This window comes from Agrobacterium sp. CNPSo 2736, assembly GCF_004005385.1.
In the GTDB taxonomy this organism is placed as follows: Bacteria; Pseudomonadota; Alphaproteobacteria; order Rhizobiales; family Rhizobiaceae; genus Agrobacterium; species Agrobacterium leguminum.
In genome coordinates, this window is sequence record NZ_RZTX01000015.1 from 92,651 (window position 1) to 115,457 (window position 22,807).

The following is a 22,807-nucleotide window of genomic DNA, read 5'->3' on the forward strand; positions in this document are numbered from 1 at the left end:
CGGAAACAGTGCGTCAACCGAAGCGCGGCTTGTGAAGCGGCGGCGACCCGGCCCATAAGGCTTTCATCTTTAGATGAACGGAGAGCCGCAGATGCTCGTGGATGGAAAATGGACCGCCGAATGGCATCCGGTGCAGGCGACCGACAGGAAGGGCGGCTTCGTTCGCCAGACCTCCGGCTTCCGCAACTGGGTGACACCTGACGGTTCGGCGGGGCCGACGGGTGAGGACGGTTTTGCGGCCGAGCCCGGTCGCTATCATCTTTACGTCGCGCTGATCTGCCCCTGGGCATCGCGCACGCTGATCGGCCGAAAGCTGAAGAAGCTGGAAGAGGTGATCTCCGTTTCCGTGGTGGAGCCGGCGCTTTCCGACGAGGGCTGGAAATTCGGCGACTATCCGGGCTCGGACCGCGATGCGCTCAACGGCTTCACCTATATGCATGAGGTCTATACCAGCGCGAATCCGCATTATACCGGCCGCGCCACTGTGCCCGTGCTTTGGGACAAAAAGACGAAAACCATCGTCAACAACGAATCCGCCGATATTCTGCGCATGCTGAATTCCGGTTTCGGCGCTCTGGCCGATAATAGCCTGAATCTGTATCCGGAAGCGCTGCGCGATGAGATCGATGCTCTCAATGACCACATCTATCCGCGCCTCAACAACGGCGTTTACAGAACCGGTTTCGCCACCACGCAGGTCGCCTATGAAGAGGCCTTTACCGATGTGTTCGCAACGCTTCAGGAACTTGAAAAGCGCCTGGTCTCAGGCGGGCCTTTCCTTTTCGGCGATCTGCTGACCGAAACGGATGTTCGGCTTTTGGTGACGCTGGTTCGTTTCGATGCCGCCTATTACGGCCTGTTCAAATGCAATCTTCGCCGTATCGCCGATTATCCTGCGCTGCAGGCCTATATGATGCGGGTGCTGACCATTCCGGGCGTGCGCGACACGGTGAATATCGACCATATCAAGCGCGGTTATTACTCCATCAAGGCGCTCAACCCGACCCGGATCGTGCCGGTCGGCCCCGATCTTCCGGGACTTGACGATGTTTCCCTCCGCCCTTCGAACTGAGCGGATGATGGATTATACCGGTTTGCCGACCTGATCGAGCAGCCAGGCCTGAAAGGCGCGGGCCAGCGCATTGTCCTGCCGTCCTTCCGGCAGGGCGACGTAATAGCTCTTGTCGGTCTGCAGAGGAATGTCGAAGACGATTTCGAGGCGGCCGGAGGCAAGTTCCGCCTCGATGAGATATTTCGGCAGAAGGGCAAAGCCAATGCCGCTTGCGGCGGCCTCGATGATCATCGAGAACTGGTCGAAACGGCTGCCCTGATAGGCATTCTCCGCCGTCACCCCGTTCATTTCCAGCCATTCCGTCCATAGTTTCGGCCGCGTCGTCACATGCAGGAGCGGCTGCCCGGTCAGATCCTGCGGCTGGTTCACGCCGGCGCGGCGCACAAGGGCGGGGCTTGCGACCGGCACGATCACCTCGTTGCACAGGAATGTGCAGGTGCCATGCGCCCAGACCGGCTGACCATAGTGAATGGCGAGATCGAACCCTTCTTCGTCGAAATCAAAGGGATGCGAGCGCGAGCCGATGGTGATCGTCATCTCCGGATTGGCATCGATGAAGCGATGGAGACGCGGCATCAGCCAGCGGCTGCCGAAGGTCGGCAATGTGGCGACGGAAAGCGATGCATGTGAAGTTCCGGCTGAGACCGCGCGCACCATCAATTGTTCGGATTGCTGCAACAGGCGCCGCACATCGGGCAGGAATTTGCGCCCCGCCTCCGAAAGCACGACTCGCCTGCGGATGCGCTCGAAAAGCTGCATTCCCGTCTGTGCTTCCAGTTCGCCGATCTGCCGGCTCACCGCGCTCTGCGTGAGGTTGAGTTCTTCCGCCGCACGCGTAAAATTGCCGTGCCGTGCCGCGCATTCGAACGCCTGCAGGGTAACGATGTCAGGGACCAGTCTTCTGCGCGGATCCATTCCATTCTCGCATCAACTTACCCGCTTTCCTCATTGGAAAAGGGTCATTATGGCCATATATGATTACGGGAAAGAATGGAACGGTGTAAAATGCCAGTTTCACAGAACGAATGGCAAATTCGGGGAAAGAAGAGTGACGGGAGTTGAAAGCGCCGTATCGAAGCGGCCTTTCCTCCCCTTTTAAGCCAAAAGGACGATGGACATGGATGCGACCACGAAGCTCGACGTGAAACAGGAAGCCGCGGCCCTGCTCGACAGGATGGGCGTTGCCCGCGATCTTTATACCGGCGGCGATATGGCCTCCTTCAGCCCGGTGACGGGTGAACAGGTCGCGAGCCTCAAGACCATCTCGGTCGAAGGTGTCGCAGCCGTGATCGACCGGGCCGATGCCGCCTTCAAGACATGGCGCAATGTGCCGGCGCCCCGTCGCGGTGAACTGATCCGGCTGCTCGGCGAAGAGCTGCGCGCCTTCAAGGCCGATCTCGGCCGTCTCGTCTCGCTGGAAGCGGGCAAGGTTCCCTCCGAGGGCCTCGGTGAAGTGCAGGAAATGATCGATATCTGCGATTTCGCGGTCGGCCTTTCCCGCCAGCTTTATGGTCTCACCATCGCCACCGAACGCCCTGGCCACCGCATGATGGAAACCTGGCATCCGCTCGGCGTCGTCGGTGTCATCTCCGCCTTCAACTTCCCGGTCGCAGTGTGGTCGTGGAATGCGGCGCTCGCCATCGTCTGCGGCAATTCGGTCGTCTGGAAGCCTTCGGAAAAGACGCCGCTCACGGCTCTTGCCGTTCAGGGCATCTTCGAGCGCGCGGCCGCCCGCTTCGGCGATGCGCCGGAAGGTCTTTCGCAGCTTCTGATCGGCGACCGCGCCGCGGGTGAGGCTCTGGTGGACAATCCCAAGGTGCCGCTCGTCTCGGCCACCGGCTCCACCCGCATGGGCCGCGATGTCGGCCCGCGTCTGGCGAAACGTTTCGCCCGCGCCATTCTGGAACTTGGCGGCAACAATGCCGGCATCGTCTGCCCTTCCGCCGATCTCGATATGGCGCTGCGCGCCATCGCCTTCGGCGCCATGGGCACGGCCGGCCAGCGCTGCACCACGCTTCGCCGTCTCTTCGTGCATGACAGCGTCTATGACCAGCTCGTGCCGCGTCTGAAAAAGGCCTATGCCTCCGTTTCCGTCGGCAACCCGCTGGAAACATCGGCCCTCGTCGGCCCGCTGGTTGACAAGGCGGCTTTCGACGGCATGCAGAAGGCCCTCGAAGCGGCGAAAGCGCATGATGGCGTGGTGAATGGCGGCGGCCGCGTGGATACGGGTGCGCCGGATGCCTATTACGTCAAGCCGGCGCTTGTCGAAATGCCGAAGCAGGCGGGGCCTGTGCTGGAAGAAACCTTCGCACCGATCCTCTACGTCATGAAATACAGCGATCTCGATCAGGCGATAGACGACCATAACGCGGTCGCTGCCGGTCTTTCGTCGTCGATCTTCACCCGCGACATGCAGGAATCGGAACGGTTCCTGTCGTCGGAAGGTTCCGATTGTGGCATTGCCAACGTCAATATCGGCACCTCGGGTGCGGAAATCGGCGGCGCCTTCGGTGGTGAGAAGGAAACCGGCGGCGGACGTGAATCCGGTTCGGATGCGTGGAAGGCCTATATGCGCCGCGCCACCAACACCATCAACTACTCCAAGGCGCTGCCGCTGGCGCAGGGCGTTTCCTTCGATATCGAATAATCGCCTCCTCCATAGAGAAATTGATCTACCATGCCGGCGCGGCTCCATCTGCGCCGGCATTTCTATTCGAGGGGTCGGACGAGGGCGTCCGCGACGATTTGCGGAAAAGAGCTATTTGCGCGGAATTTTATTCCCGCAATATTGCTCATATTGAATTATCGTCTCTCTATCGTTTTAATGGAAAACCCTAGCATTGTTCCATATCGTGAACCGGCCAGAGGGGCTGGTGACAAGGAGATGAAATGCCAGCCATCACCCGCCGCGCTCTTTCCGCCAGCCTTTTTGTTGCCGCCGCATTCTCGGTCCTGCCGCTGCAGGCGCAGGCGGCGGAAGAGCTGAAGATCGGTTATCAGAAAACCGGCCTGCCGGTGATAGCCCGCCAGCAGGGCGTCATCGAAAAGGCGCTCGAGGCCAAGGGCGTGAAGGTTTCCTGGGTCGAATTCACGGCGGGCCCGCCGCTGGTGGAGGCCCTGAATGTCGGCTCCATCAATGTCGGCTGGACGGGGGATGCACCGCCGATCTTCGGTCAGGCGGCGGGTTCCGCCATTGTCTATGTCGCGGCCCTTCCTTCGAACGGCAAGGGTGAAGCGATCTTCACCAAGCCTGAAAGCGGCATCAAATCGGTTGCCGATCTCAAGGGCAAGAAGGTCGGCGTCGGCAAGGGCACCAGCGCGCACAATCTGCTGGTGGCGGCGCTGGAGAAGAACGGCCTGAAATTCAGCGATATCGAGGTGGTGTATCTTAGCCCCGCCGATGCCTCGGCCGCCTTCGCCAGTGACAAGATCGACGCCTGGGCTGTCTGGGATCCGTTCTATGCGATTGCGGAGACTCGCTACAAGCCGGTGACGCTTGCCCGCACCAGCGATGTTCTTAATGTCAGCACCTATTTCCTTGCCAATCGCGACTATGCCAAATCCAATGCGGACACGATCAACACGACGATTAATGCGCTGGGCGAGGCGGCGAAATGGTCCGCCGCCAACCGCGAAAAGGTCGCCGCAGCGCTCCATGAGGTGACGGGCGTGCCGCTGGAGGCGCAGACGCTGGCCGCGAACCGCTCGGAATTCGGCATTACCAGGATCGACGACAAGATCGTCGCCAGCCAGCAGGAAACCGCCGACCGCTTTTATCGTCTCGGCCTGATCCCGAAACAGATCAACATCAAGGATGCCGTCTGGTCGGGCGCGACGAACTGAGCAAGAGCCGGAGGGCATGCCATGAGCACCGGAAAGCGTATCGAGATTGGCGGCATCACAGGCTGGCTGCTCCCCGCGCTCATTCTTGCAGGCTGGGAGGCGGCGGCGCGTGCCGGTCTGATTTCCGCCAATGTGCTGCCGGCGCCTTCGGCTGTCGCGGAAGCCTTCTGGCGGCTTCTGCTCTCGGGTGAGCTTGTCGCCAATATCGGCGTCAGTTCCGCCCGCGCACTCGCCGGTTTCGCCATTGGCGGCTCCATCGGTTTCATCTTCGGGCTGGCCAACGGCCTCTCGAAATTCTCCCGCAGCTTCACCGATACGACGTTGCAGATGATTCGCAACATTCCGCATCTGGCGCTCATTCCGCTGGTCATCCTCTGGTTCGGCATCGATGAGGAGGCGAAGCTTTTTCTGGTTGCGCTCGGGGTGTTTTTCCCGATCTACATCAACACGCTGCTCGGCATTCAGGGTGTCGATCCGCAACTGGTGGAAATGGGCCGCACTTATGGCATGTCGCCCTTCACGCTGTTCCGGCGGGTCATCCTGCCCGGCGCGCTGCCCGCCATTTTCACCGGCCTGCGTTATGCGCTCGGCATCATGTGGCTGACGCTCATCGTGGCTGAAACCATCTCTTCCTCGTCCGGCCTCGGCTACATGGCCATGCAGGCGCGCGAGTTCCTGCTGATCGACGTCGTGGTTCTGTCGATCCTGATCTATGCGCTTCTCGGCAAGCTGGCCGACAGTTTCGCCCGCTTCCTCGAAAGCATCTTCCTGCAATGGCATCCAGCCTTCAAGAAAGTCTGAGGTAACCCATGTCGACCGGCAATGTTACGACGCTGAGACGCCCGGATGCCCCGCCATCCCTCCCGTCTCAGGGGAAAATCGAACAACGCGAGAAGACGACAGAAGGCAAGGTCGCCTTCAGCTTCCGCAATGTGGCGAAAAGCTTTGGCGACAAACCGGTTCTGCGCGGCATCGATCTCGATGTGCGGGAAGGCGAGTTTCTGGCCATCATCGGCAAGAGCGGCTGCGGCAAGAGCACGCTCCTGCGCATTCTGGCCGGCCTCGACACGCCGACGACCGGAACCGTCTCGAAGGATGCATCGAGCCGCACCCGCATGATGTTTCAGGAGCCACGCCTTCTGCCGTGGGAGCGTATCGCGAGCAACGTCTCCGTGGGGCTTACCGGCATCGCCAAGGGTGAGACGGCGCAGGAGCAGGCGCTTACAATTCTCGAAGAGGTCGGGCTGAAGGACCGGGCTGGCGAATGGCCCTATGTGCTTTCCGGTGGCCAGAAGCAGCGCGTGGCGCTGGCGCGCGCGCTTGTGGCCCATCCGCAGATTCTGGCGCTGGATGAGCCGCTCGGCGCGCTCGATGCGCTCACCCGCATTGAAATGCAGCTTCTGCTGGAGCGCATCTGGCGCAAGCAGAAATTCACCGCCGTTCTCGTCACCCACGATGTTTCCGAGGCCGTGGCGCTTGCGGATCGCATCGTCGTCATCGATGAAGGGCGCATCGCGCTCGATCTCGATGTGAAACTGCCGCGTCCGCGCCGTCATGGCACTGCGGAATTCGCAAGGCTGGAAGAGCAGGTTCTGAACCAGCTCTTCGGCCGTGGCGAGACCAACGGATAAGGCATGAACCGGCAGGGCCGAGACCCCGCCGGACGATATTATCAGCCAATGCTCATCAGGCTGGCATTGCCGCCGGCGGCCGTGGTGTTGACGCTGACGGAGACTTCTTCGACCAGCCAGTCGAGGTTGTAGGGCTGGCTTTCCCCGGAAAGCGCTTCCGTTGCCGCGGCCTGAACGAGAACCAGCGGGCCGGGCAGGGCGGCGATCTTTTTGTTGACGGCTACGATACGCTCCGCATCGCCCTCAACCAGCGCGCCGGCGAAGGGACCGGACTTCGCCCAGTCATCGGCCCAGACGATGCGCGAGGTCACGGTTGCCGGCAGTCCGTAAATGGATTTCTCCAGTCCCGAAGCGTTGTCGATGACAACCGCGTTTCCGGTCGCGAGCGCTGCCGCAAGCTGGCGGTAAAGCCCCTGTTCGGTTGCCGGAACCAGCAGAACCTTTCCACGCGGATGCAGCGCATAGACATTGCGCTCGCCGACAGGACCCGCCAGTTCGGTTTCGAAACCGAGGCCGGAAAGTGCCGCCGCCCGCCGTGCGGCTTCGGCGGCGACTGTCTCGCCGTTTTCATCCAGCCAGCGGGCGAGATCGACGGCGGCTTGATCCTGCTGGTTGGCGATGCGGTCGATCTTCGGGGCGGTCTGCGTCATGCGGCCGAGATAGAGCGGCCCGCCCGCCTTGGGGCCGGTGCCGGAAAGGCCGCGTCCGCCAAAGGGCTGCACGCCAACTACCGCGCCGATTATGTTGCGGTTCACATAAAGATTGCCGGCCGCGACGCGGGACAGAACGTGCTGGATCGTATCGTCGAGACGGGTATGCAGGCCGAAGGTCAGGCCATAGCCGGTAGCGTTGATCTCGTCGATCAGCCGGTCGAGATTGTCGCGCTTGAAGCGGATGACGTGCAGCACCGGGCCGAAGACTTCACGCTTCAGATCGGCGAGCGATTTCATCTCGATGATGGTCGGCGGCACGAAGGTGCCCTTGCCGGTTTCGCCCGCAAGCGTGATCTGTTCGATGCGATGGCCGAGCCCGCGCATGCCCTCGATGTGCTTTTCGATGATGCCTTTCGCCTCGGCGGTAATGACGGGGCCCACATCGACGGAAAGCCTGTCGGTGCGGCCGATGCGCAATTCATGCAGCGCGCCTTTCAGCATGGTCAGCGTGCGGTCCGCCACATCTTCCTGAAGGCAGAGAATGCGCAATGCCGAGCAGCGCTGGCCGGCGCTGTCGAAGGCAGATGCGATGACATCGGCGACGACCTGCTCGGCAAGTGCGGAGGAATCGACGATCATGGCGTTCTGGCCGCCGGTTTCGGCAATCAGCGGCACCGGCTGGCCATTGGCGAGAACCCGGCCGGCAAGCTGGCCCTGAATGAGCCGCGCCACCTCCGTCGAGCCCGTAAACATCACGCCGGCTGTAAGGGGTGAGCCGACAAGTGCGGCACCCGTCTTGCCGTCGCCCGGCAGAAGCTGCACGGCATCCTGCGGAACGCCGGCCTCATGCAGCAGGCGCACGCCCTGCGCCGCGATCAGCGGCGTTTCTTCGGCGGGCTTCGCCAGCACCGGATTGCCGGCAACCAGCGCCGCCGTCACCTGACCGATGAAGATGGCGAGCGGGAAGTTCCACGGGCTGATGCAGACGACCGCGCCGAGCGGCGTTTCGCCGGATTTGAAATTCCTGCGGGCTTCCGCCGCATAATAACGCAGGAAGTCGATCGCCTCGCGCACCTCGGCAATGGCGTTCGGCATGGATTTTCCCGCCTCGCGCATGATGAGGCCGAGCAGGGCGGGCATTTCAGCCTGCATCGCATCGGCGGCCCGCTCCAGGCAGGCGGCGCGTTCATCCACCGGGGTGGAAGGCCAGCTTGAGGCTGCCGCCCGCTGCATGGCCGCTTCGACATCGCCTTCAGTCGGTTCCGTCACATGGCCGACGATATCGTTGTGGTCGCCGGGGTTGAGAACCGGGCGCGTGTTGCCACCTGCCTGCGGCGCTGTGGCTTTCCATTCCGTTGCAGCACCTGCCTTCAGGGTTTTGTCCAGTGCGGCGAGCGTCGTTTCGCTGGAAAGATCGAGGCCGGCGGAATTTTTGCGTTCCGGGCCGAACAGGCCTTCAGGGGCGGCGATGCGGTCGTGACGCGCGCCGGGAACGGCATAGGCCTTGACCACCGCGACCGGGTCTTCCAGCAGGGAATCCACCGGCACGGCGGGGTCGGCAATGCGGTTGACGAAGGAAGAGTTCGCGCCGTTTTCCAGCAGGCGGCGGACGAGATAGGCGAGCAGCGTCTCATGGGTGCCGACGGGCGCGTAGAAACGGCAGGGGCGGTCGAGCTTCTTCTTGCCGACGACTTCGCTGTAAAGCGGTTCGCCCATGCCATGCAGGCACTGGAACTCATAGTCGCCGAGTTTGAAGCCGGGGCCAGCGAGATGGTAGATCGTCGCCATGGACTGCGCGTTATGGGTCGCAAATTGCGGGAAGACCAGATCGCGCGCGGCGAGCAGCTTGCGGGCGCAGGCGATGTAGGAGACATCCGTATGCACCTTGCGGGTGAAGACCGGAAAGTCCTCCAGCCCCTCCACCTGCGCGCGCTTGATTTCTGCATCCCAATAGGCGCCCTTGACGAGACGCACCATGATGCGGCGGCCCGAGCGACGGGCGAGATCGATGATGTAGTCCAGAACGAAGGGGCAGCGGCGGCCATAGGCCTGCACCACGAAACCGAGGCCGTTCCAGCCGGCGAGATCCCTGTCGAGCGCCAGTTCTTCCAGAAGATCGAGCGACAGTTCCAGCCGGTCGGCCTCCTCAGCATCGATATTGAGGCCGATATCGTATTTCTTGCTGAGCAGCATCAGGGATTTGACGCGCGGCAGAAGCTCTGCCATCACGCGCTCCGCCTGCGCACGGGCGTAACGCGGATGCAGTGCCGAAAGCTTGATGGAAATGCCCGGACCGCCATAGATGCCACGGCCGGCAGAGGCCTTGCCGATGGCGTGGATGGCGTTTTCGTAGTCCTTATAATAACGCTCCGCATCCTTGGCGGTGGTCGCGGCTTCGCCCAGCATATCGTAGGAATATTGGAAGCCCTGTTCTTCCAGCGGCTTCGAACGCTTGATCGCCTCGCCGATCGTCTCACCGGTCACGAATTGCTCGCCCATCATGCGCATGGCCATATCGACCCCGCGACGGATGACGGGTTCGCCGGCGCGGGCGATCAGCTTTGTCAGAGCCGCCGAAAGGCCGCTATCGTTTACCGTTGAGGTCAGCTTGCCGGTGATGACGAGGCCCCAGGTGGCGGCATTGACGAAAAGCGAGCGCCCGCCGCCAATATGGGACTTCCAGTCACCGCGCGCGATCTTGTCGCGGATCAGCGCGTCGCGGGTGGCGGTGTCGGGAATGCGCAGCAGCGCTTCGGCAAGGCACATCAGCGCCACGCCCTCATGGCTGGAGAGCGAATATTCCTGCACCAGCCCCTCGACGCCGGTGCCCCTGGTCTTGGCGCGCAGAGCCTCGATCAGCTTGCGGGCGGTGTCGCGAATGGCTTTCGCCTCCTCAGCCGTCACCGTCGCCGCCTCGATCAGCGGCGCCAGGCATTCTTCCTCCGGGCGGCGATAGGCGGCGGTGATCGCCTTGCGCAGCAGGCTCTGTTCGCGCACCGGCGGCGCAAAATTCTGGAAGATACCGTTCGCCACTACACCGGCGTTGCTTGTACCATCGGCCATTCTGAAAATCCTGAAAACGCTGTTGAAGACAGACCTTCGGCGGCAGCGTGTCCTCCGCCCGCCGCTTGTCATCCTGTCGCAGACAATATCATCACCGCAGAAATTGCTATGGCCCTATTTTCAGGATAAAACAGGCAATATGAACTTTTATTTTTGAGATATGGCGTTAAATCACATGGCAAATAGTCAAAAAACAGACGATCTGGATCACTTCGATCTCAAGATTCTCGAGGCGCTGAGCGAAGACGGGCGCATGTCCGTGCTGCAGCTCTCGAAAAGGGTCGGTCTTTCCAAGACGCCGTGCCAGACACGGCTGAAGCGGCTGGTGGATGAGGGCTATATTCTCGGCTTCCGCGCCATGCTCAATCCGCAGAAGCTCGGTGTCGATCACATCGCCTTCGCGGAGGTAAAGCTCTCCGATACGCGCGAAAAGGCGCTGGAGGAGTTCAACACGGCGGTGCGCAGGATCAAGGAAGTGGAGGAGTGCCACATGATCGCCGGCGCCTTCGATTATCTTCTGAAGGTGCGCACCAGCGATATCCGCAAATATCGAAGGGTACTCGGCGAGAAAATCTCAAGCCTGCCATCCGTCGCCAACACCTCGACCTTCGTGGTCATGCAATCGGTCAAGGAAACCGGCATCTGAAGGGGTAACACGGAGACAGTGGCAGGCGCGCGCTCGCCGGATCATCCGCACACCGTCACCCCGGACTAGATCCGGGGTCCAGTGCGATCAAGTCCTTGATCGCGAGAGAGTCCTTTCACGGCGCAGACGCGCCGTGGCTGGATGCCGGATCAAGTCCGGCATGACGGAGGAGAGGTTTGCGGCCTTTGTCATCGTTTTAACGGGCAGACGCAGGCCTGCCCGTTCGCCACTGTCCGAATTCAGCGCTCTCAGCGCGCGGTGGCGGCGGCGGTTACCGCGCTCATCTGCGCGTCCGGGCCGAATTCGTTTTCGTTTTCGATGCCGAGCAATTCCTGCAGGCGCAGCCTTGCGCGGCTGACACGGCTCTTGATGGTGCCGACGGGGCAACCGCAGATTTCGGCGGCTTCCTCGTAGGCAAAACCCGAGGCGCCGATCAGTAGGATCGCTTCACGCTGGTCGTCCGGCAGTTTAGCCAGTGCTGCGCGGAAATCCTGAAGGTCGACCGAACCATGCTGTTCCGGCGGTACCGAAAGGCGCGAGGTATAGACCCCGTCCGTATCCTGCACCTCACGGCCGGATTTGCGAATCTGGCTGTAGAACTCGTTGCGCAGGATCGTCACCAGCCATGCCCGCATATTGGTGCCCGGCTGGTAGCTGTCCTGTTTTGCCCATGCCTTCATGATCGTGTCCTGCACGAGGTCGTCGGCACGGTCCCGCGAGCGGATGAGCGAGATCGCGAAAGCGCGCAGGTTCGGCAGCGCCGCCAGCATTTCCCGTTTGAAGTTGTATTCTGTCTGCTCCGGCTCTTTCGCCATCATTCCTCCGAAGCCTTTATTTTGGCTTTGCTTTCGGCTTCATCGAGTTTTTCGAGAAGGTCGAGGAATTTGTCAGGGATGCCTTCATCCTGAACGGCATCATAAAGCTCCCTGAGCTTACGGGAAATCACCGCCCGCCCGGAGTGTGGAACCTGGGGGGCGGCCGAATTGTCCGGCTGATCTTGGTCCGATTGAAATATGCTCATAACGTCCGGTATTCCTTTTTCGTCGTGGCAAAGAATGCGCGGTGAAAAAAATAGTTCCGGCGGTCCGGAACTTTTTTTGCGATGCGCACGTTGCTATCGTGGGTTTGCGTTGCAGACCGCATGAAAGGGGAGAATTCCATGTCAGTTTCTACACGCATCGCACCGCACCTGCCATATCTGCGCAGGTTCGCGCGTGCCGTTTGCGGCTCACAATCCACGGGCGATGCCTATGTTGCGGCAACACTCGAAGCTCTGATCGCCGATATCAGCATTTTTCCGCAGACAAGCAGCGATCGCGTTTCGCTCTATCAATTGTTCGTATCGATCTTTAGTTCCGTCACGATCAATATTAAGACCGACGAAAACCTGTCGGGATGGGAAAAACGCGCCTCGGCCAACCTCTCCGCCGTGCCGGCGCTGGCCCGTCAGGCGTTTCTTTTGACCACGGTCGAAGAATTCACACCTTCGGAAACCGCAGAGGTTCTGAAAGTCTCCGAGGATCAGGTCGGCAAGCTGATCGACGAGGCAGCGTCTGAAATCGCCCGGCAGGTGGCGACCGATATCATGATCATCGAGGACGAACCTCTGATCGCCATGGATATCGAGCAGATGGTCACCGATCTCGGCCACCGCGTCACGGGCATCGCCCGCACCCACACGGAAGCGCTCGATCTCTTCCATCGCACCCAGCCGAAGATGATCCTTGCCGATATTCAGCTCGCCGATGGCAGTTCCGGTCTCGATGCGATGAAGGACATCCTGCAGATGACCACGCTGCCGGTGATCTTCATCACGGCTTTCCCCGAGCGTCTTCTGACGGGCGAGCGGCCGGAGCCGACCTTCCTTGTGACGAAGCCGTTTAATCCGGACATGGTGAAAGCGCTTATCAGCCAGGCCCTGTTTTTCAACGAAAGCTCACGCGTCGCGGCGTGAATTTTGCCGAAACCGCAGGCTGACCGGGAACCAGTCTGGTGCCCGGGCGTTGGCGGTTACGGTCGTGGGGCTGCCCCGCGGCTTTCTGCAAGGAGACGAATTTGCATCGGCTGGCATGGCATAACGCGGAGAGGGACGAAAGCGAACTTCACGATTCGCTCGTCCTCGCCTTGCTCGATTCGGGCGAGACAGTCATGCTGCAGGACTGGAACCGCGACTATATATTCGTGGCCAATCTGCCGGATGTATGGAAAATTCCGGCAGACTCCCGCCCGACTGATGAAACTCTGTTCGGCAACGATCTCTCCGCCCGGCTGGCCGATCTCAAGAAGGACATGAACACGGCGGGCAGCCGCGGCATGCTGGAAGTCAATGCCGGCAATGACCGCGTCTTCCAGTTTCAGGTTCATTCCACCCTTAACCAGACGAACCAGGTGGTGATGAAGACCACCATTCGCGAGGTGACGGCGGAAAGGCGGCGCGAGCAGCTTCTGCGCTCGTTGCTGCGCGAGGTCAGCCACCGCTCCAAGAATCTCCTGGCGATCATCCAGAGCCTTGCCGGCCAGACGGCCCGTTTCAGCCTGACCAAGGATGATTTTCTGCGCAAGTTCCGCGGCCGGCTGCATGCTCTCGCCCAGAGTCAGGATCTCATCACGGATTCGGACTGGCGGGGTGCACGCATATTCGAGTTGCTGCGCCAGCAATTCGATCTTTACGTGCCGGAATATCCGAACCTCATCCATATGGAAGGCGAAAACCTGCTGCTCAACCCGAATGGGGCGCTTTATATCGGGCTTGCCTTCCATGAGCTCGTCGTTAACACCGTCAGCCACAGCGGCAATCTTGCCTATCACCCGCCCATATCCCTGCAATGTCGTCAGGAGGGCGATTTTTATATCGTTGAATGGATTGAGCCGATGGTGCCGTCAAAAGAGCCTGCGGAGACCCGGCGCGGCAGCTTCGGCAGCGTGGTGCTGGAAAAGGTGGTTCCGTCCGCATTGGGGGGAAGCGCGGAATACGAGTTGACGCCGGAGCGGATCGTCTACCGGCTGAAATTTCCTTCCGGCGACGGCGCGGATGCCTGAAATCTCAAGATCGCGCGCAGCGCCGGCTCATCTTTTCATTTCATGAAAACCAAAACAAAAAGCACGGCTCATGAAAGAGCCGTGCTATTTTTATGACAGGTTTTCAGGGGCGAAACCTGTTTATTTTCAGCCAAGCTTCAGGCGGGGACGGGGGAATTGCTTGGCCTGCAGTAAAAACACGCCCGACCGGATTCGGTTCCCAAAAAATGCGTTTTTTTAACATTACGCAAAATACCGGCCATTTTTGCCCGGTTTTTTTGCAGTCTGCACGGCGGATAGGTCCGCAAGTCTCGGCCTCAATGCGTGCCTGTCTGTTCCGATCGTTTGGGCGTGAAATAACGCATCGGCGCTTCCAGCGACCACTCGAAGCCGGATTCACGATATTCCGTCAGCACCTGCCCGCCGAAGGCGCCTTCCGCATGCCTTTTGATGACCGTGGTGCCGAAGCCTTTGCGGCTCGGCTCTCTCGCCGGCGGTCCGCCCGTTTCGGTCCAGACGAGATGGATCATCTGCCGCCCGTCTTTCTCAAGCGACTGCCAGCGCACGGTGATTTTTCCTGGCGGAACCGACAATGCGCCATATTTGATGGAATTCGTCGTCAGCTCATGGATCACCAGACCGAAATTCTGTGCCGCTTCCGGGGAAAGCATGAAATCGTCCCCCACCAGCACGATGCGCTGTGCCACGGTTCCGAAAACATCGAGGTGGGTTTCGATCAGCTTGCGGATCGGCAGACCCTGCCATTGTACCTCCGCCAGCGCCCGGATCGACATTCCAAGGCCGCGCAGGCGGTGATCGACCTCCTTCTGGAATTCCGGAATGCTTTTATTTTCGCGTCCCAATTGCCGTATCATCGCCTGAACCAGCGTCAGAATGTTCTTGGAACGGTGAACCAGCTCGTGCAGCAGCAATTGCAGCCGCTCTTCCGACTGGCTTCTGTCGAAGGATGCGTTGGAGAGCGCGATGGCGACCTGGTTGGCCTCCTTTATCTTGGTATCGACGGGTGCGACGATCTCGCCCTCGCCGATGCGCTCGGCCATCAGGGTCAGGTCACGAATGGAGCTGCGCAATTGCCGGCCGACCAGATAGGCGCCGCCAATGGCAATCAGCACCAGCATCAGGCTGCCGATCATCATCTGCCGCCAGGTGTCTATCAGGGCGGCCTGGCTTGCGGCGAGCGGCCCCCACATCACCGTCTTCCATTGCCAGCCGGGCAATTGAGCATAGGCATAGAGATTACCCTTGCCGTCGAAAAAATTGCCGCTGAAGGCCTGCATTTCCGAAAGGACATCGGGCGTGACAAACGGCTTGCCCACTTCCGCCTCTTCGGGTGCGCTTGAGACGACAACGCGGTTGTTGCCGTCAATGATGGCGACCGCCCAGTTGCGCGGCAGGTTTTCCGTGGGGATAAGCCGGCTCAGGTCGCTGGTATTCTGCGTCAGGATGAGGGCGTCTCCCGCGGGGTCCAGGTCCGGGCCGAGCGGCATGGTGACGTTGAACACCCATTCCTTGCTGGTCGAGCCGAAAAACATGTCCGAGACGGTGATGCGGCGGGAGTCGATCGCCCTGGTCAGATTGGCTTCCGCCGGCACTTTGCCGAGCGGTTGGCCATAGGGCACGCGCGTATTGAGACGCTGCTGGCCATCTTTGGTGGCGAGAATGGCGTAAAGGCCCTCCCGTTTCAGACTGTCGGCGACGCGCCCCTGAAACGCGGCGAGGTTGCCGCTCTCAAGTTCCGGGAATTGCGACAGGAGATTGAGCGAGGTGGCGATTTCCTGCAGGCGGCGGTCGATATTGCGGGAAACCACCCGCACATCCTCGATGGTTTCCCGTTGCAGGTCGTCGCGTTTTTCCGCCTCGAGGCGCAGCATCAGATAGCCGCCGAAAAGAATGAGCGGCAGGGTAATGACGGTAGCCATCACCACCAGATAAGTACCGATGGAGGCGGTTGGGAAAAAATTCGCACTGCGCCGACGCAAAGCCGAGATCATGTCTTTCAGTCTGTCGCCGGGTCGAGGCATACAAAAAACTCCGGCAGTTATGGCATTGTTACGACACGGATAATACCGTGCCGTCCCCCTTTAGCAATGCCTGATTTTTACCTTCGGTTGTTGCGGCAGGCCACAATTGCGTCGGCGTAATTGAAAAAATCGGAACTATTTCAACGACCAACCCGTTTGCCAGACGAACCGGCCGAGGAGCGGACATGAAATTCATCGCCGCCGGCCAGTTGAGAACGATGAAAGGAAGGTACGAAATGGCTAAGAAACTTACGATCCTCGTCACTGCCGCTCTGATGGGCACGACGGCTTTCGCGCCGCTGGCCATCGCTCAGGGCACCACCCAGCCTGCGCCGGCAAATCCGAGTACGCAGACGGAGCCGGCAACCCCGCCTGCCACCCCGATGACGCCTGCCGCTCCTTCGACCAATGACAGCGCGGCCACAACGACGGGCGGCGCCTATCTGACCGAACAGGGCGAAACGCAGGTCAGCGCTAACGATTATATCGGCAAGTCGGTCTATACTGCGGCCGATGAAAGCATCGGTAACGTCACCAACCTGATCATGGAAGAAGACGGTGGTCTGGTTGCGGCCGTGATCGGTGTGGGCGGCTTCCTGGGTATCGGCGCAAAGGACGTTGCCGTTCCGATGGACAAGGTGACGATGACGCGCAACGCGCAGGACGGCACCATCCGCCTGACAACGACGGAAACGGCGGAAACGCTGAAGGCCGCTCCCGAATTCAAGACGCTGGAACAGAAGGCCAGCGAGAAGAATGCGGCAACACCTGCGGCTCCCGACAGCACGACGACGTCCGCCACCAAGCCCTAATTCCCATCCCTGGGAGGCAGGAGCGGGACCGGCTTCAATCAGCTGTCCCGCGGGAGGCACCGGCCAACAGGCCGGTGTCTTTTTTATGATTGTTCGCCGGCTGTTCAATCCCCGGCATTGCGGGAGGAATGCCACGCCCAGGCGGATTTGATGATATCCGACAGGGAATAGCGCGGTTCCCAGCCCAGAACCTCCTTCGCCCTCTCGTTATTGGCGACCAGCGTCGTGGAATCGCCGTCGCGCCGTCCGGTATATTCGACGGGGAAGGGGCGGCCGGAAACGTCCGAAATCGCCGCCAGCAATTCCTTCACCGTGGTGCCGGTGCCGGTGCCGAGGTTGAGTTCGACGGTCTCCCCGCCGGCCAGCAGATAATCCACGGCCCGCACATGCGCATCGGCGAGATCGAGAATGTGGATATAGTCGCGCACGCAGGTGCCGTCGCGGGTGTCGTAATCCGTGCCGAACACCTTGAAGCCCTGACGCCGGCCGAGTGCGGCTTCGATGGCCAGCGGGATCGCGTGGGTTTCCGGCTTGTGCCATTCGCCGATGCGGCCTTCGAAATCCGCGCCGGCGGCATTGAAGTAGCGCAGCATCACCGAGCGCAGCCCCTTATAGGTGCTGTAGTCCTTCAGCGCCTGCTCCACCACCCATTTGGTGCGGCCATAGGGGTTGATCGGCGCCTGCCGGTGCGTTTCGTCGATCGGCACCTGTTCCGGCAAGCCGTAAGTTGCACAGGTGGACGAGAAAACGAAGGCCGTGACGCCGGCATCGATGGCGGCGGAGAGCAGGTTGAGCGAGCCGATGACGTTGTTGTCGTAGAAAGCCACGGGCTGCTTGACCGATTCACCGACTTCGATCAGCGCGGCGAAATGCAGAACGGCTTCCGGCCGGTGTTTGGCGAAGACCTCGTCCAGCCGCGCCCGGTCGCGAATATCGCCCTGTTCGAATGGTCCCCAGCGGACGAATTCCTCATGCCCGTTGGACAGATTGTCGAAAACGACCGGTTCATATCCTCGCTCAGACAGGAGAAGGCAGGTGTGCGAACCGATATAGCCGGCACCGCCGACGACAAGGACTTTCTTCTTCATCAATTGCCTTTCAGAAAATTACGGACGCGCCGAGACTGCCCGAGACTGTATGTCACTTTGTTCAAATAAGGGCGGCGTGGCGGGTAACGCCATCAACCAGTCTATCCTTCGCGGGTAACATAAAAAAAACCGCGCATCCATCGTCTGGACGCGCGGTTTGCCTTGTCGTGTCGCCAAGAAATTACTTGGACTTTTTCGTATTGACCCTGGTGGCCAGGAAACCGGCCGCGACAGCCACGGCGAGCGTCGCATAGGGACGCGCCTGGATCGCCAGGGTCAGCAGCGATTGCAGGGCGAGCGGCGCTGCGGCAAGCGGCGCCGCCGTCAAAGGCGCGACAGCGGGCCGTGCGGCATAGACCCTCGGACGTTTGACGATCGCCAGCGCCACCAGCATGATGACGCCGAGCAGGAAGGCGGTCCCGGCGACGACGAGCGCCGCAGGGCCTGCACCCACATGCCGGGCAAGATAGATGGACCCAGCCACCACAGCGGCGATGAAGGCGATCAGGAAAAATATCCCGGTCAGAACCGACAGGATTATGGTCGCGCGCAATCGCCGTGTAACGACGCGCCCCTCGCGCTGGGTCTCCCCCAGATAGACCAGCAATGCCTCAAGCATGAGCGCGGCCTTATCGACGCGTCAGAAGGGCGAGCACGAAACCGACGCCGACGGCGATGCCGAGGGACTGGAGCGGGTTCTTCTGGACGTGGTCGGTGAGGTTATCGTTGAGCGTGGAGATTTCATTGCGGACGCTGTCGGCCATTTCTCCGGATGCGGTAAGGGCGTCATCGGCCACACGGGCAGCCTGCGCCTTCAGCTCATGCGAAGCGCCGACGCCGAGCGCCTTCACGCTCTTGGCAAGACTAGCCAGATCTTCGCGAAGCTGGGCGAGCTGCGCTGCCACATCGGCCGCATCGCCGTTTTCGAGGGATTGCTGGATCTTGTCGCTGACGTTGCTACGCACGCTTGCCATAGGGAGGTCCTTCCTGAACATCATTGATGAGGACGACGACACGTCACCGCCGTCCGTGAAGCTTCGTTTAGGCGGACGAAACACCCGCCTGTCCGTCAGTCAAACGCGCCGATGCCGGCTTGGTTCCGTAACGGGACGGGTTTTCTTGATGGCACTTCGGCTCGGGGCCGATTTTCGAGGAATTCGGTGCCGGACATTTGTTTTCCTGTCACAAGCATCCTATAAGGCCCATCATCGAGACGTACCTTGACTTCAATCAATATGTGAAACGACATGCTCCAGACGCCCTATTACCTCATCGACAAGACAAAACTTCTTCGCAATATGGAGAAGATTGCCTATGTGCGGGAAAAATCCGGCGCGAAGGCGCTCCTGGCGCTGAAGTGCTTCGCCACATGGTCGGTGTTCGATTTCATGTCGCAATATATGGATGGCACCACCTCGTCCTCGCTCTATGAAGTGCGTCTCGGCCGTGAGAAATTCGGCGGCGAGACCCACGCCTATTCCGTTGCCTATGCCGATTATGAAATCGACGAGGTGATTGCCAATGCGGACAAGATCATCTTCAATTCCATAGGTCAGCTCGAGCGTTTCGCCGACAAGGCCTCCGGCATTACGCGCGGTCTGCGCCTCAACCCGCAGGTCAGCTCTTCGAGCTTCGATCTTGCCGATCCTGCGCGCCCCTTCAGCCGTCTCGGCGAATGGGATGTCGCCAAGGTCGACAAGGTCATGGACCGTATTTCCGGCTTCATGATCCATAATAATTGCGAAAACAGCGATTTTTCCCTGTTCGACCGTATGCTGACGCAGATCGAGGAGAAATTCGGATCGCTGCTGTCGCGTGCGGAATGGGTGAGCCTCGGCGGCGGCATTCACTTTACCGGCGATAATTATCCGCTCGACCAGTTCTGCGATCGCCTCCGGGCGTTCTCGGAAAAATACGGCGTGCAGGTCTATCTGGAGCCGGGCGAAGCCTCGATCACCAGAAGCACGACGCTTGAGGTGACGGTTCTCGACACTTTGTTCAACGGCAAGAACCTCGCCATCGTCGACAGCTCCATCGAAGCGCATATGCTCGATCTGCTGATCTACCGCGAAACCGCCAAGGTTTCGCCGAACGAAGGCGAGCATCCCTACATGGTCTGCGGCAAATCCTGCCTTGCGGGCGATATTTTCGGCGACTTCCGCTTCGACAAGGAGTTGAAGGTCGGTGACCGCATCTCCTTCCAGGACGCGGCCGGCTACACCATGGTCAAGAAGAACTGGTTCAACGGCGTGAAGATGCCGACCATCGCCATCAAGGAACTGGACGGCACCGTTCGCGCCGTTCGTGAATTCGACTTTGCCGATTTCGAGCAAAGCCTGTCTTAAACCCTGTTTTTAACACCAAACGAAGCTCATCCCTGCGGGGAAAAGGAGGCATCACCTGAAATGAAGAAGAACGTTCTGATCATCGGCGCCGGTGGCGTAGCACAGGTCGTGGCGCATAAATGCGCCCAGAACAGCGATGTATTGGGAGACATTCATATTGCGTCACGGACTTTGGGAAAGTGCCGCAAGATTGTCGAGTCCGTACGCGAAAAGAAGAGCCTCAAGACAGATGTGAAACTTGAGGCCCATGCGCTTGACGCGATGGATATCGAGGCGACGAAAGCCTTGATCAGGAAAACCGGCGTGGAAATCGTCATCAATGTCGGTTCGGCTTTCGTCAACATGTCCGTTCTTCGTGCCTGCATGGACACGGGTGTTGCCTATATGGACACGGCGATCCACGAGGATCCGACCAAGATTTGCGAGACGCCGCCGTGGTACGGAAACTACGAGTGGAAGCGCGCGCAAGAGTGCAAGGAAAAAGGCGTGACCGCCATTCTCGGCGTCGGCTTCGATCCGGGCGTGGTGAACGCCTATGCGCGTCTCGCCAAGGATGATTATTTCGACAAGATCACTTCGGTCGATATCGTCGATATCAATGCCGGCAGCCACGGCCGCTGGTTCTCGACCAACTTCGATCCGGAAATCAACTTCCGCGAATTCACGGGCGTCGTCTACTCCTGGCAGAATGGCGAGTGGCAGACGAACCAGATGTTCGAAGTCGGCCAGGAATTCGACCTGCCTGTCGTCGGCAAGCAGAAGGCCTATATGACCGGCCATGACGAAGTGCATTCGCTGTCCAAGAACATGGACGGCGCCGATGTGCGTTTCTGGATGGGCTTTGGTGATCACTATATCAATGTCTTCACCGTGCTGAAGAACCTTGGCCTCCTGTCCGAAAAGCCGGTCAAGACGGCTGAAGGCCTTGAAGTCGTTCCGCTGAAGGTTGTCAAGGCCGTGCTGCCCGATCCGTCTTCGCTGGCGCCCGATTATGTCGGCAAGACCTGCATCGGCGATATCGTCAAGGGCATCAAGGACGGCAAGGAGCGCGAAGTCTTCATCTACAACGTGGCTGACCATAAGGAAGCCTATGAAGAAGTCGGCTCGCAGGGCATTTCCTACACCGCTGGCGTTCCGCCGGTCGCCGCTGCCATGCTGATTGCGACGGGCGAGTGGGACGTGAAGCAGATGGCCAATGTGGAAGAACTGCCGCCGAAGCCGTTCCTGAACATCCTAAACAAGATCGGCCTTCCGAACCGCATCAAGGACGAAAACGGCGACCGCGCGCTGGAGTTCTGATTGCCGGTGTTGTTATTGCGTTAAATAGAAAGCCCCGCGTAAGCGGGGCTTTTTTAATGGCAGCCTCAGCCTTTGGTGAGTTGCCCTATGAACAGATGCAGCGTTTTATGCATTGCCTCCGAAGGGGGCTCGGCAACATGCCATTCCGGAAAATGTCCATCGATTGCCATGCGGGCAAGGCCATAGACCAGTGCGCGGGCGCTCAATACGAGCTGATCCAGATCGAGGCCGTGGGGGAGCTGGCCGTTTTCACGCGCCTGCATTAGCAGATTTATCATCAAGCGCCTTATGGCATCGTTCTGTTCGCGTAAAATATCGGACGAATTGAAGTCGATCAGCGTTCGCGAACTTATGACTTCAAAATGCGTCGGGTTGGCCAGTGCCCAGCGCAGATAACCGTGGCCAATGGCTTCGAAGGCGACAAGCGGGTCCTCACCGCGGGCCTGCGCTCTCGCGATTTCGACGGATTCGGTCAGCCGGTTCATCGCCTGCTCCGCGACAGCAGTCATCAGGGCCGTTTTTGAACGGAAATGCCTGAAAGGCGCTCCCGGCGAGACGCCGGCACGTTTGGCGGCCTCACGGACGGAAACATTTTCAGCACCCCGTTCCTCGATGATTGCGATTGTTGCCGCGACAAGTTCATCGACAAGGTTGCCGTGGTGGTAGGGCCTGTCGCGTCCCGTCTTCTTGTCCTGAGCTTTTTCCATAGGCCATCGGGTAGCACCAAACTGGGATGTAATCACTGATTATTTTATTGCGTCGAAATGAAGCTTTATGTAATCATCGATTACATTGAGATATGGAGATTTCAATGTTGCACCCGGTTCTAAAAATCACTCTCGCATTTGCATTTTTCCCGATCGTCGCCGCTCATGCGCAGGAAGGCCCAAAGCTGGAAATCGTGTGGCCGAAGGCTGGTGACGTCATCGAATTGGGCAATGATCCCGAACGGGCTATCGGCGTCGTCGTCAAGAGCAGCTTCAAGCTGCTTCCCGCCGGGCAGTGTGGAGGAGACGGCCAATGCGGCCATGTGCATATGAAAATCGACCCTTCGGGCGATACATGCAACATTCCCGGTCGTGCCTATAACAGCATGAACAGCGACTTCGGCGGTGATCTCATCAAGGCGCGGTTCGGACATTGCCCAAACCCGGCCGGGCGGCATGTCATCGGCATTCTGCTGGCAGATGACCACCATCGGCCTGTTCTGGTCGACGGCAAGCCGGTCACGGCGCTTGTCGAAGTGACGACCAAAGACTGACCGCAGGAGCGGTAGCAGCGGACATGTCGCAGAA

At 59.9% G+C, this 22,807-nt stretch carries 21 protein-coding genes and 1 pseudogene; 12 read left to right on the forward strand and 10 right to left on the reverse strand.

The features are described 5' to 3' along the window. Positions 1-91: 91 nt before the first annotated feature. Positions 92-1,072 (forward strand): glutathione S-transferase family protein, encoded by a 981-nt coding sequence (locus EM858_RS21170; protein ID WP_127757881.1) that lies wholly within the window; start codon positions 92-94, stop codon positions 1,070-1,072. 12 nt (positions 1,073-1,084) lie between these two features. Here EM858_RS21170 and EM858_RS21175 read toward each other — a convergent pair whose 3' ends face one another. Beyond that, positions 1,085-1,987 (reverse strand): LysR family transcriptional regulator, encoded by a 903-nt coding sequence (locus EM858_RS21175; protein WP_127757882.1) that lies wholly within the window; start codon positions 1,985-1,987, stop codon positions 1,085-1,087. Between the two features lie 202 nt (positions 1,988-2,189). Here EM858_RS21175 and EM858_RS21180 point away from each other — a divergent pair, with 202 nt between their 5' ends. The 4 genes from EM858_RS21180 (at position 2,190) to EM858_RS21195 (ending at position 6,546) form a co-directional block, all read left to right on the forward strand. Then, complete coding sequence (locus EM858_RS21180) at positions 2,190-3,719, forward strand: aldehyde dehydrogenase family protein (RefSeq protein ID WP_205649560.1); 1,530 nt, start codon at positions 2,190-2,192, stop codon at positions 3,717-3,719. Positions 3,720-3,961: 242 nt separating this feature from the next. After that, positions 3,962-4,915 carry an aliphatic sulfonate ABC transporter substrate-binding protein gene (locus EM858_RS21185; RefSeq protein WP_127757884.1) on the forward strand — a complete coding sequence of 318 codons (954 nt, stop codon included), beginning with the start codon at positions 3,962-3,964 and terminating at the stop codon, positions 4,913-4,915. A 21-nt stretch (positions 4,916-4,936) separates the two neighbouring features. After that, entirely contained in the window at positions 4,937-5,716 is a 780-nt protein-coding gene (locus EM858_RS21190) for an ABC transporter permease subunit (protein WP_020009953.1), read from the forward strand. An 8-nt stretch (positions 5,717-5,724) separates the two neighbouring features. Next, positions 5,725-6,546, forward strand: coding sequence for an ATP-binding cassette domain-containing protein (locus EM858_RS21195; protein ID WP_127757885.1), 822 nt, complete (start codon positions 5,725-5,727; stop codon positions 6,544-6,546). Between the two features lie 41 nt (positions 6,547-6,587). On the opposite strand, the gene putA is transcribed toward EM858_RS21195, so the two are convergent. Further along, positions 6,588-10,262, reverse strand: coding sequence for a trifunctional transcriptional regulator/proline dehydrogenase/L-glutamate gamma-semialdehyde dehydrogenase (putA, locus tag EM858_RS21200; protein ID WP_127757886.1), 3,675 nt, complete (start codon positions 10,260-10,262; stop codon positions 6,588-6,590). Positions 10,263-10,437: 175 nt separating this feature from the next. On the opposite strand from putA, the gene EM858_RS21205 reads away from it, so the two are divergent. Then, a complete protein-coding gene (locus EM858_RS21205) occupies positions 10,438-10,908 on the forward strand; it encodes an Lrp/AsnC ligand binding domain-containing protein (RefSeq protein ID WP_127757887.1) in 471 nt (156 codons plus the stop codon). A gap of 248 nt (positions 10,909-11,156) precedes the next feature. On the opposite strand, the gene EM858_RS21210 is transcribed toward EM858_RS21205, so the two are convergent. Then, a complete protein-coding gene (locus EM858_RS21210; protein WP_003508744.1) occupies positions 11,157-11,723 on the reverse strand; it encodes an RNA polymerase sigma factor in 567 nt (188 codons plus the stop codon). After that, a complete protein-coding gene (locus tag EM858_RS21215) occupies positions 11,723-11,929 on the reverse strand; it encodes a NepR family anti-sigma factor (RefSeq protein ID WP_080820056.1) in 207 nt (68 codons plus the stop codon). The genes EM858_RS21210 and EM858_RS21215 overlap by 1 nt, the downstream gene beginning before the upstream one ends. 138 nt (positions 11,930-12,067) lie before the next feature. Between EM858_RS21215 and EM858_RS21220 the strand changes: the two genes are divergently transcribed. Next, on the forward strand, positions 12,068-12,862 hold the full coding sequence (locus EM858_RS21220) for a response regulator (protein WP_003522529.1): 795 nt from the start codon (positions 12,068-12,070) through the stop codon (positions 12,860-12,862). Between the two features lie 101 nt (positions 12,863-12,963). Further along, the gene (locus EM858_RS21225; RefSeq protein WP_127757888.1) at positions 12,964-13,947 is read left to right on the forward strand and encodes a sensor histidine kinase; all 984 of its coding nucleotides are present in this window, start codon (positions 12,964-12,966) and stop codon (positions 13,945-13,947) included. A gap of 296 nt (positions 13,948-14,243) precedes the next feature. Here the strand turns inward: EM858_RS21225 and EM858_RS21230 are convergent, their stop codons facing one another. After that, positions 14,244-15,968, reverse strand: a complete 1,725-nt coding sequence (locus EM858_RS21230) for a sensor histidine kinase (RefSeq protein WP_162936906.1) — start codon at positions 15,966-15,968, stop codon at positions 14,244-14,246. Between the two features lie 236 nt (positions 15,969-16,204). On the opposite strand from EM858_RS21230, the gene EM858_RS21235 reads away from it, so the two are divergent. Next, on the forward strand, positions 16,205-16,780 hold the full coding sequence (locus EM858_RS21235; RefSeq protein WP_080821033.1) for a PRC-barrel domain-containing protein: 576 nt from the start codon (positions 16,205-16,207) through the stop codon (positions 16,778-16,780). 104 nt (positions 16,781-16,884) lie between these two features. Here the strand turns inward: EM858_RS21235 and galE are convergent, their stop codons facing one another. From galE to EM858_RS21250, 3 genes are all read right to left on the reverse strand, one after another. Continuing rightward, the gene (gene galE, locus EM858_RS21240) at positions 16,885-17,868 is read right to left on the reverse strand and encodes a UDP-glucose 4-epimerase GalE (protein ID WP_127757889.1); all 984 of its coding nucleotides are present in this window, start codon (positions 17,866-17,868) and stop codon (positions 16,885-16,887) included. A gap of 181 nt (positions 17,869-18,049) precedes the next feature. Further along, the gene (locus EM858_RS21245; RefSeq protein WP_003508754.1) at positions 18,050-18,487 is read right to left on the reverse strand and encodes a hypothetical protein; all 438 of its coding nucleotides are present in this window, start codon (positions 18,485-18,487) and stop codon (positions 18,050-18,052) included. A gap of 10 nt (positions 18,488-18,497) precedes the next feature. Further along, positions 18,498-18,842, reverse strand: a complete 345-nt coding sequence (locus EM858_RS21250) for a DUF883 family protein (protein WP_120947720.1) — start codon at positions 18,840-18,842, stop codon at positions 18,498-18,500. Positions 18,843-19,115: 273 nt separating this feature from the next. On the opposite strand from EM858_RS21250, the gene nspC reads away from it, so the two are divergent. Next, positions 19,116-20,213, forward strand: coding sequence for a carboxynorspermidine decarboxylase (nspC, locus tag EM858_RS21255; protein WP_080820065.1), 1,098 nt, complete (start codon positions 19,116-19,118; stop codon positions 20,211-20,213). A 60-nt stretch (positions 20,214-20,273) separates the two neighbouring features. Beyond that, positions 20,274-21,512: a saccharopine dehydrogenase family protein gene (locus EM858_RS21260; protein ID WP_080820066.1), complete on the forward strand. Its 1,239-nt coding sequence runs from the start codon at positions 20,274-20,276 to the stop codon at positions 21,510-21,512. A 65-nt stretch (positions 21,513-21,577) separates the two neighbouring features. Here EM858_RS21260 and EM858_RS21265 read toward each other — a convergent pair whose 3' ends face one another. Both EM858_RS21265 and EM858_RS27470 read right to left on the reverse strand, forming a co-directional pair. Next, positions 21,578-21,997, reverse strand: coding sequence for a TetR-like C-terminal domain-containing protein (locus EM858_RS21265; RefSeq protein WP_244557372.1), 420 nt, complete (start codon positions 21,995-21,997; stop codon positions 21,578-21,580). 24 nt (positions 21,998-22,021) lie between these two features. Further along, a pseudogene (locus EM858_RS27470) lies at positions 22,022-22,219 on the reverse strand (helix-turn-helix domain-containing protein); the annotation flags it as partial. Between the two features lie 104 nt (positions 22,220-22,323). Between EM858_RS27470 and EM858_RS21270 the strand changes: the two are divergent. After that, positions 22,324-22,773 carry a hypothetical protein gene (locus tag EM858_RS21270; RefSeq protein ID WP_080820069.1) on the forward strand — a complete coding sequence of 150 codons (450 nt, stop codon included), beginning with the start codon at positions 22,324-22,326 and terminating at the stop codon, positions 22,771-22,773. Positions 22,774-22,807 lie beyond the last annotated feature (34 nt).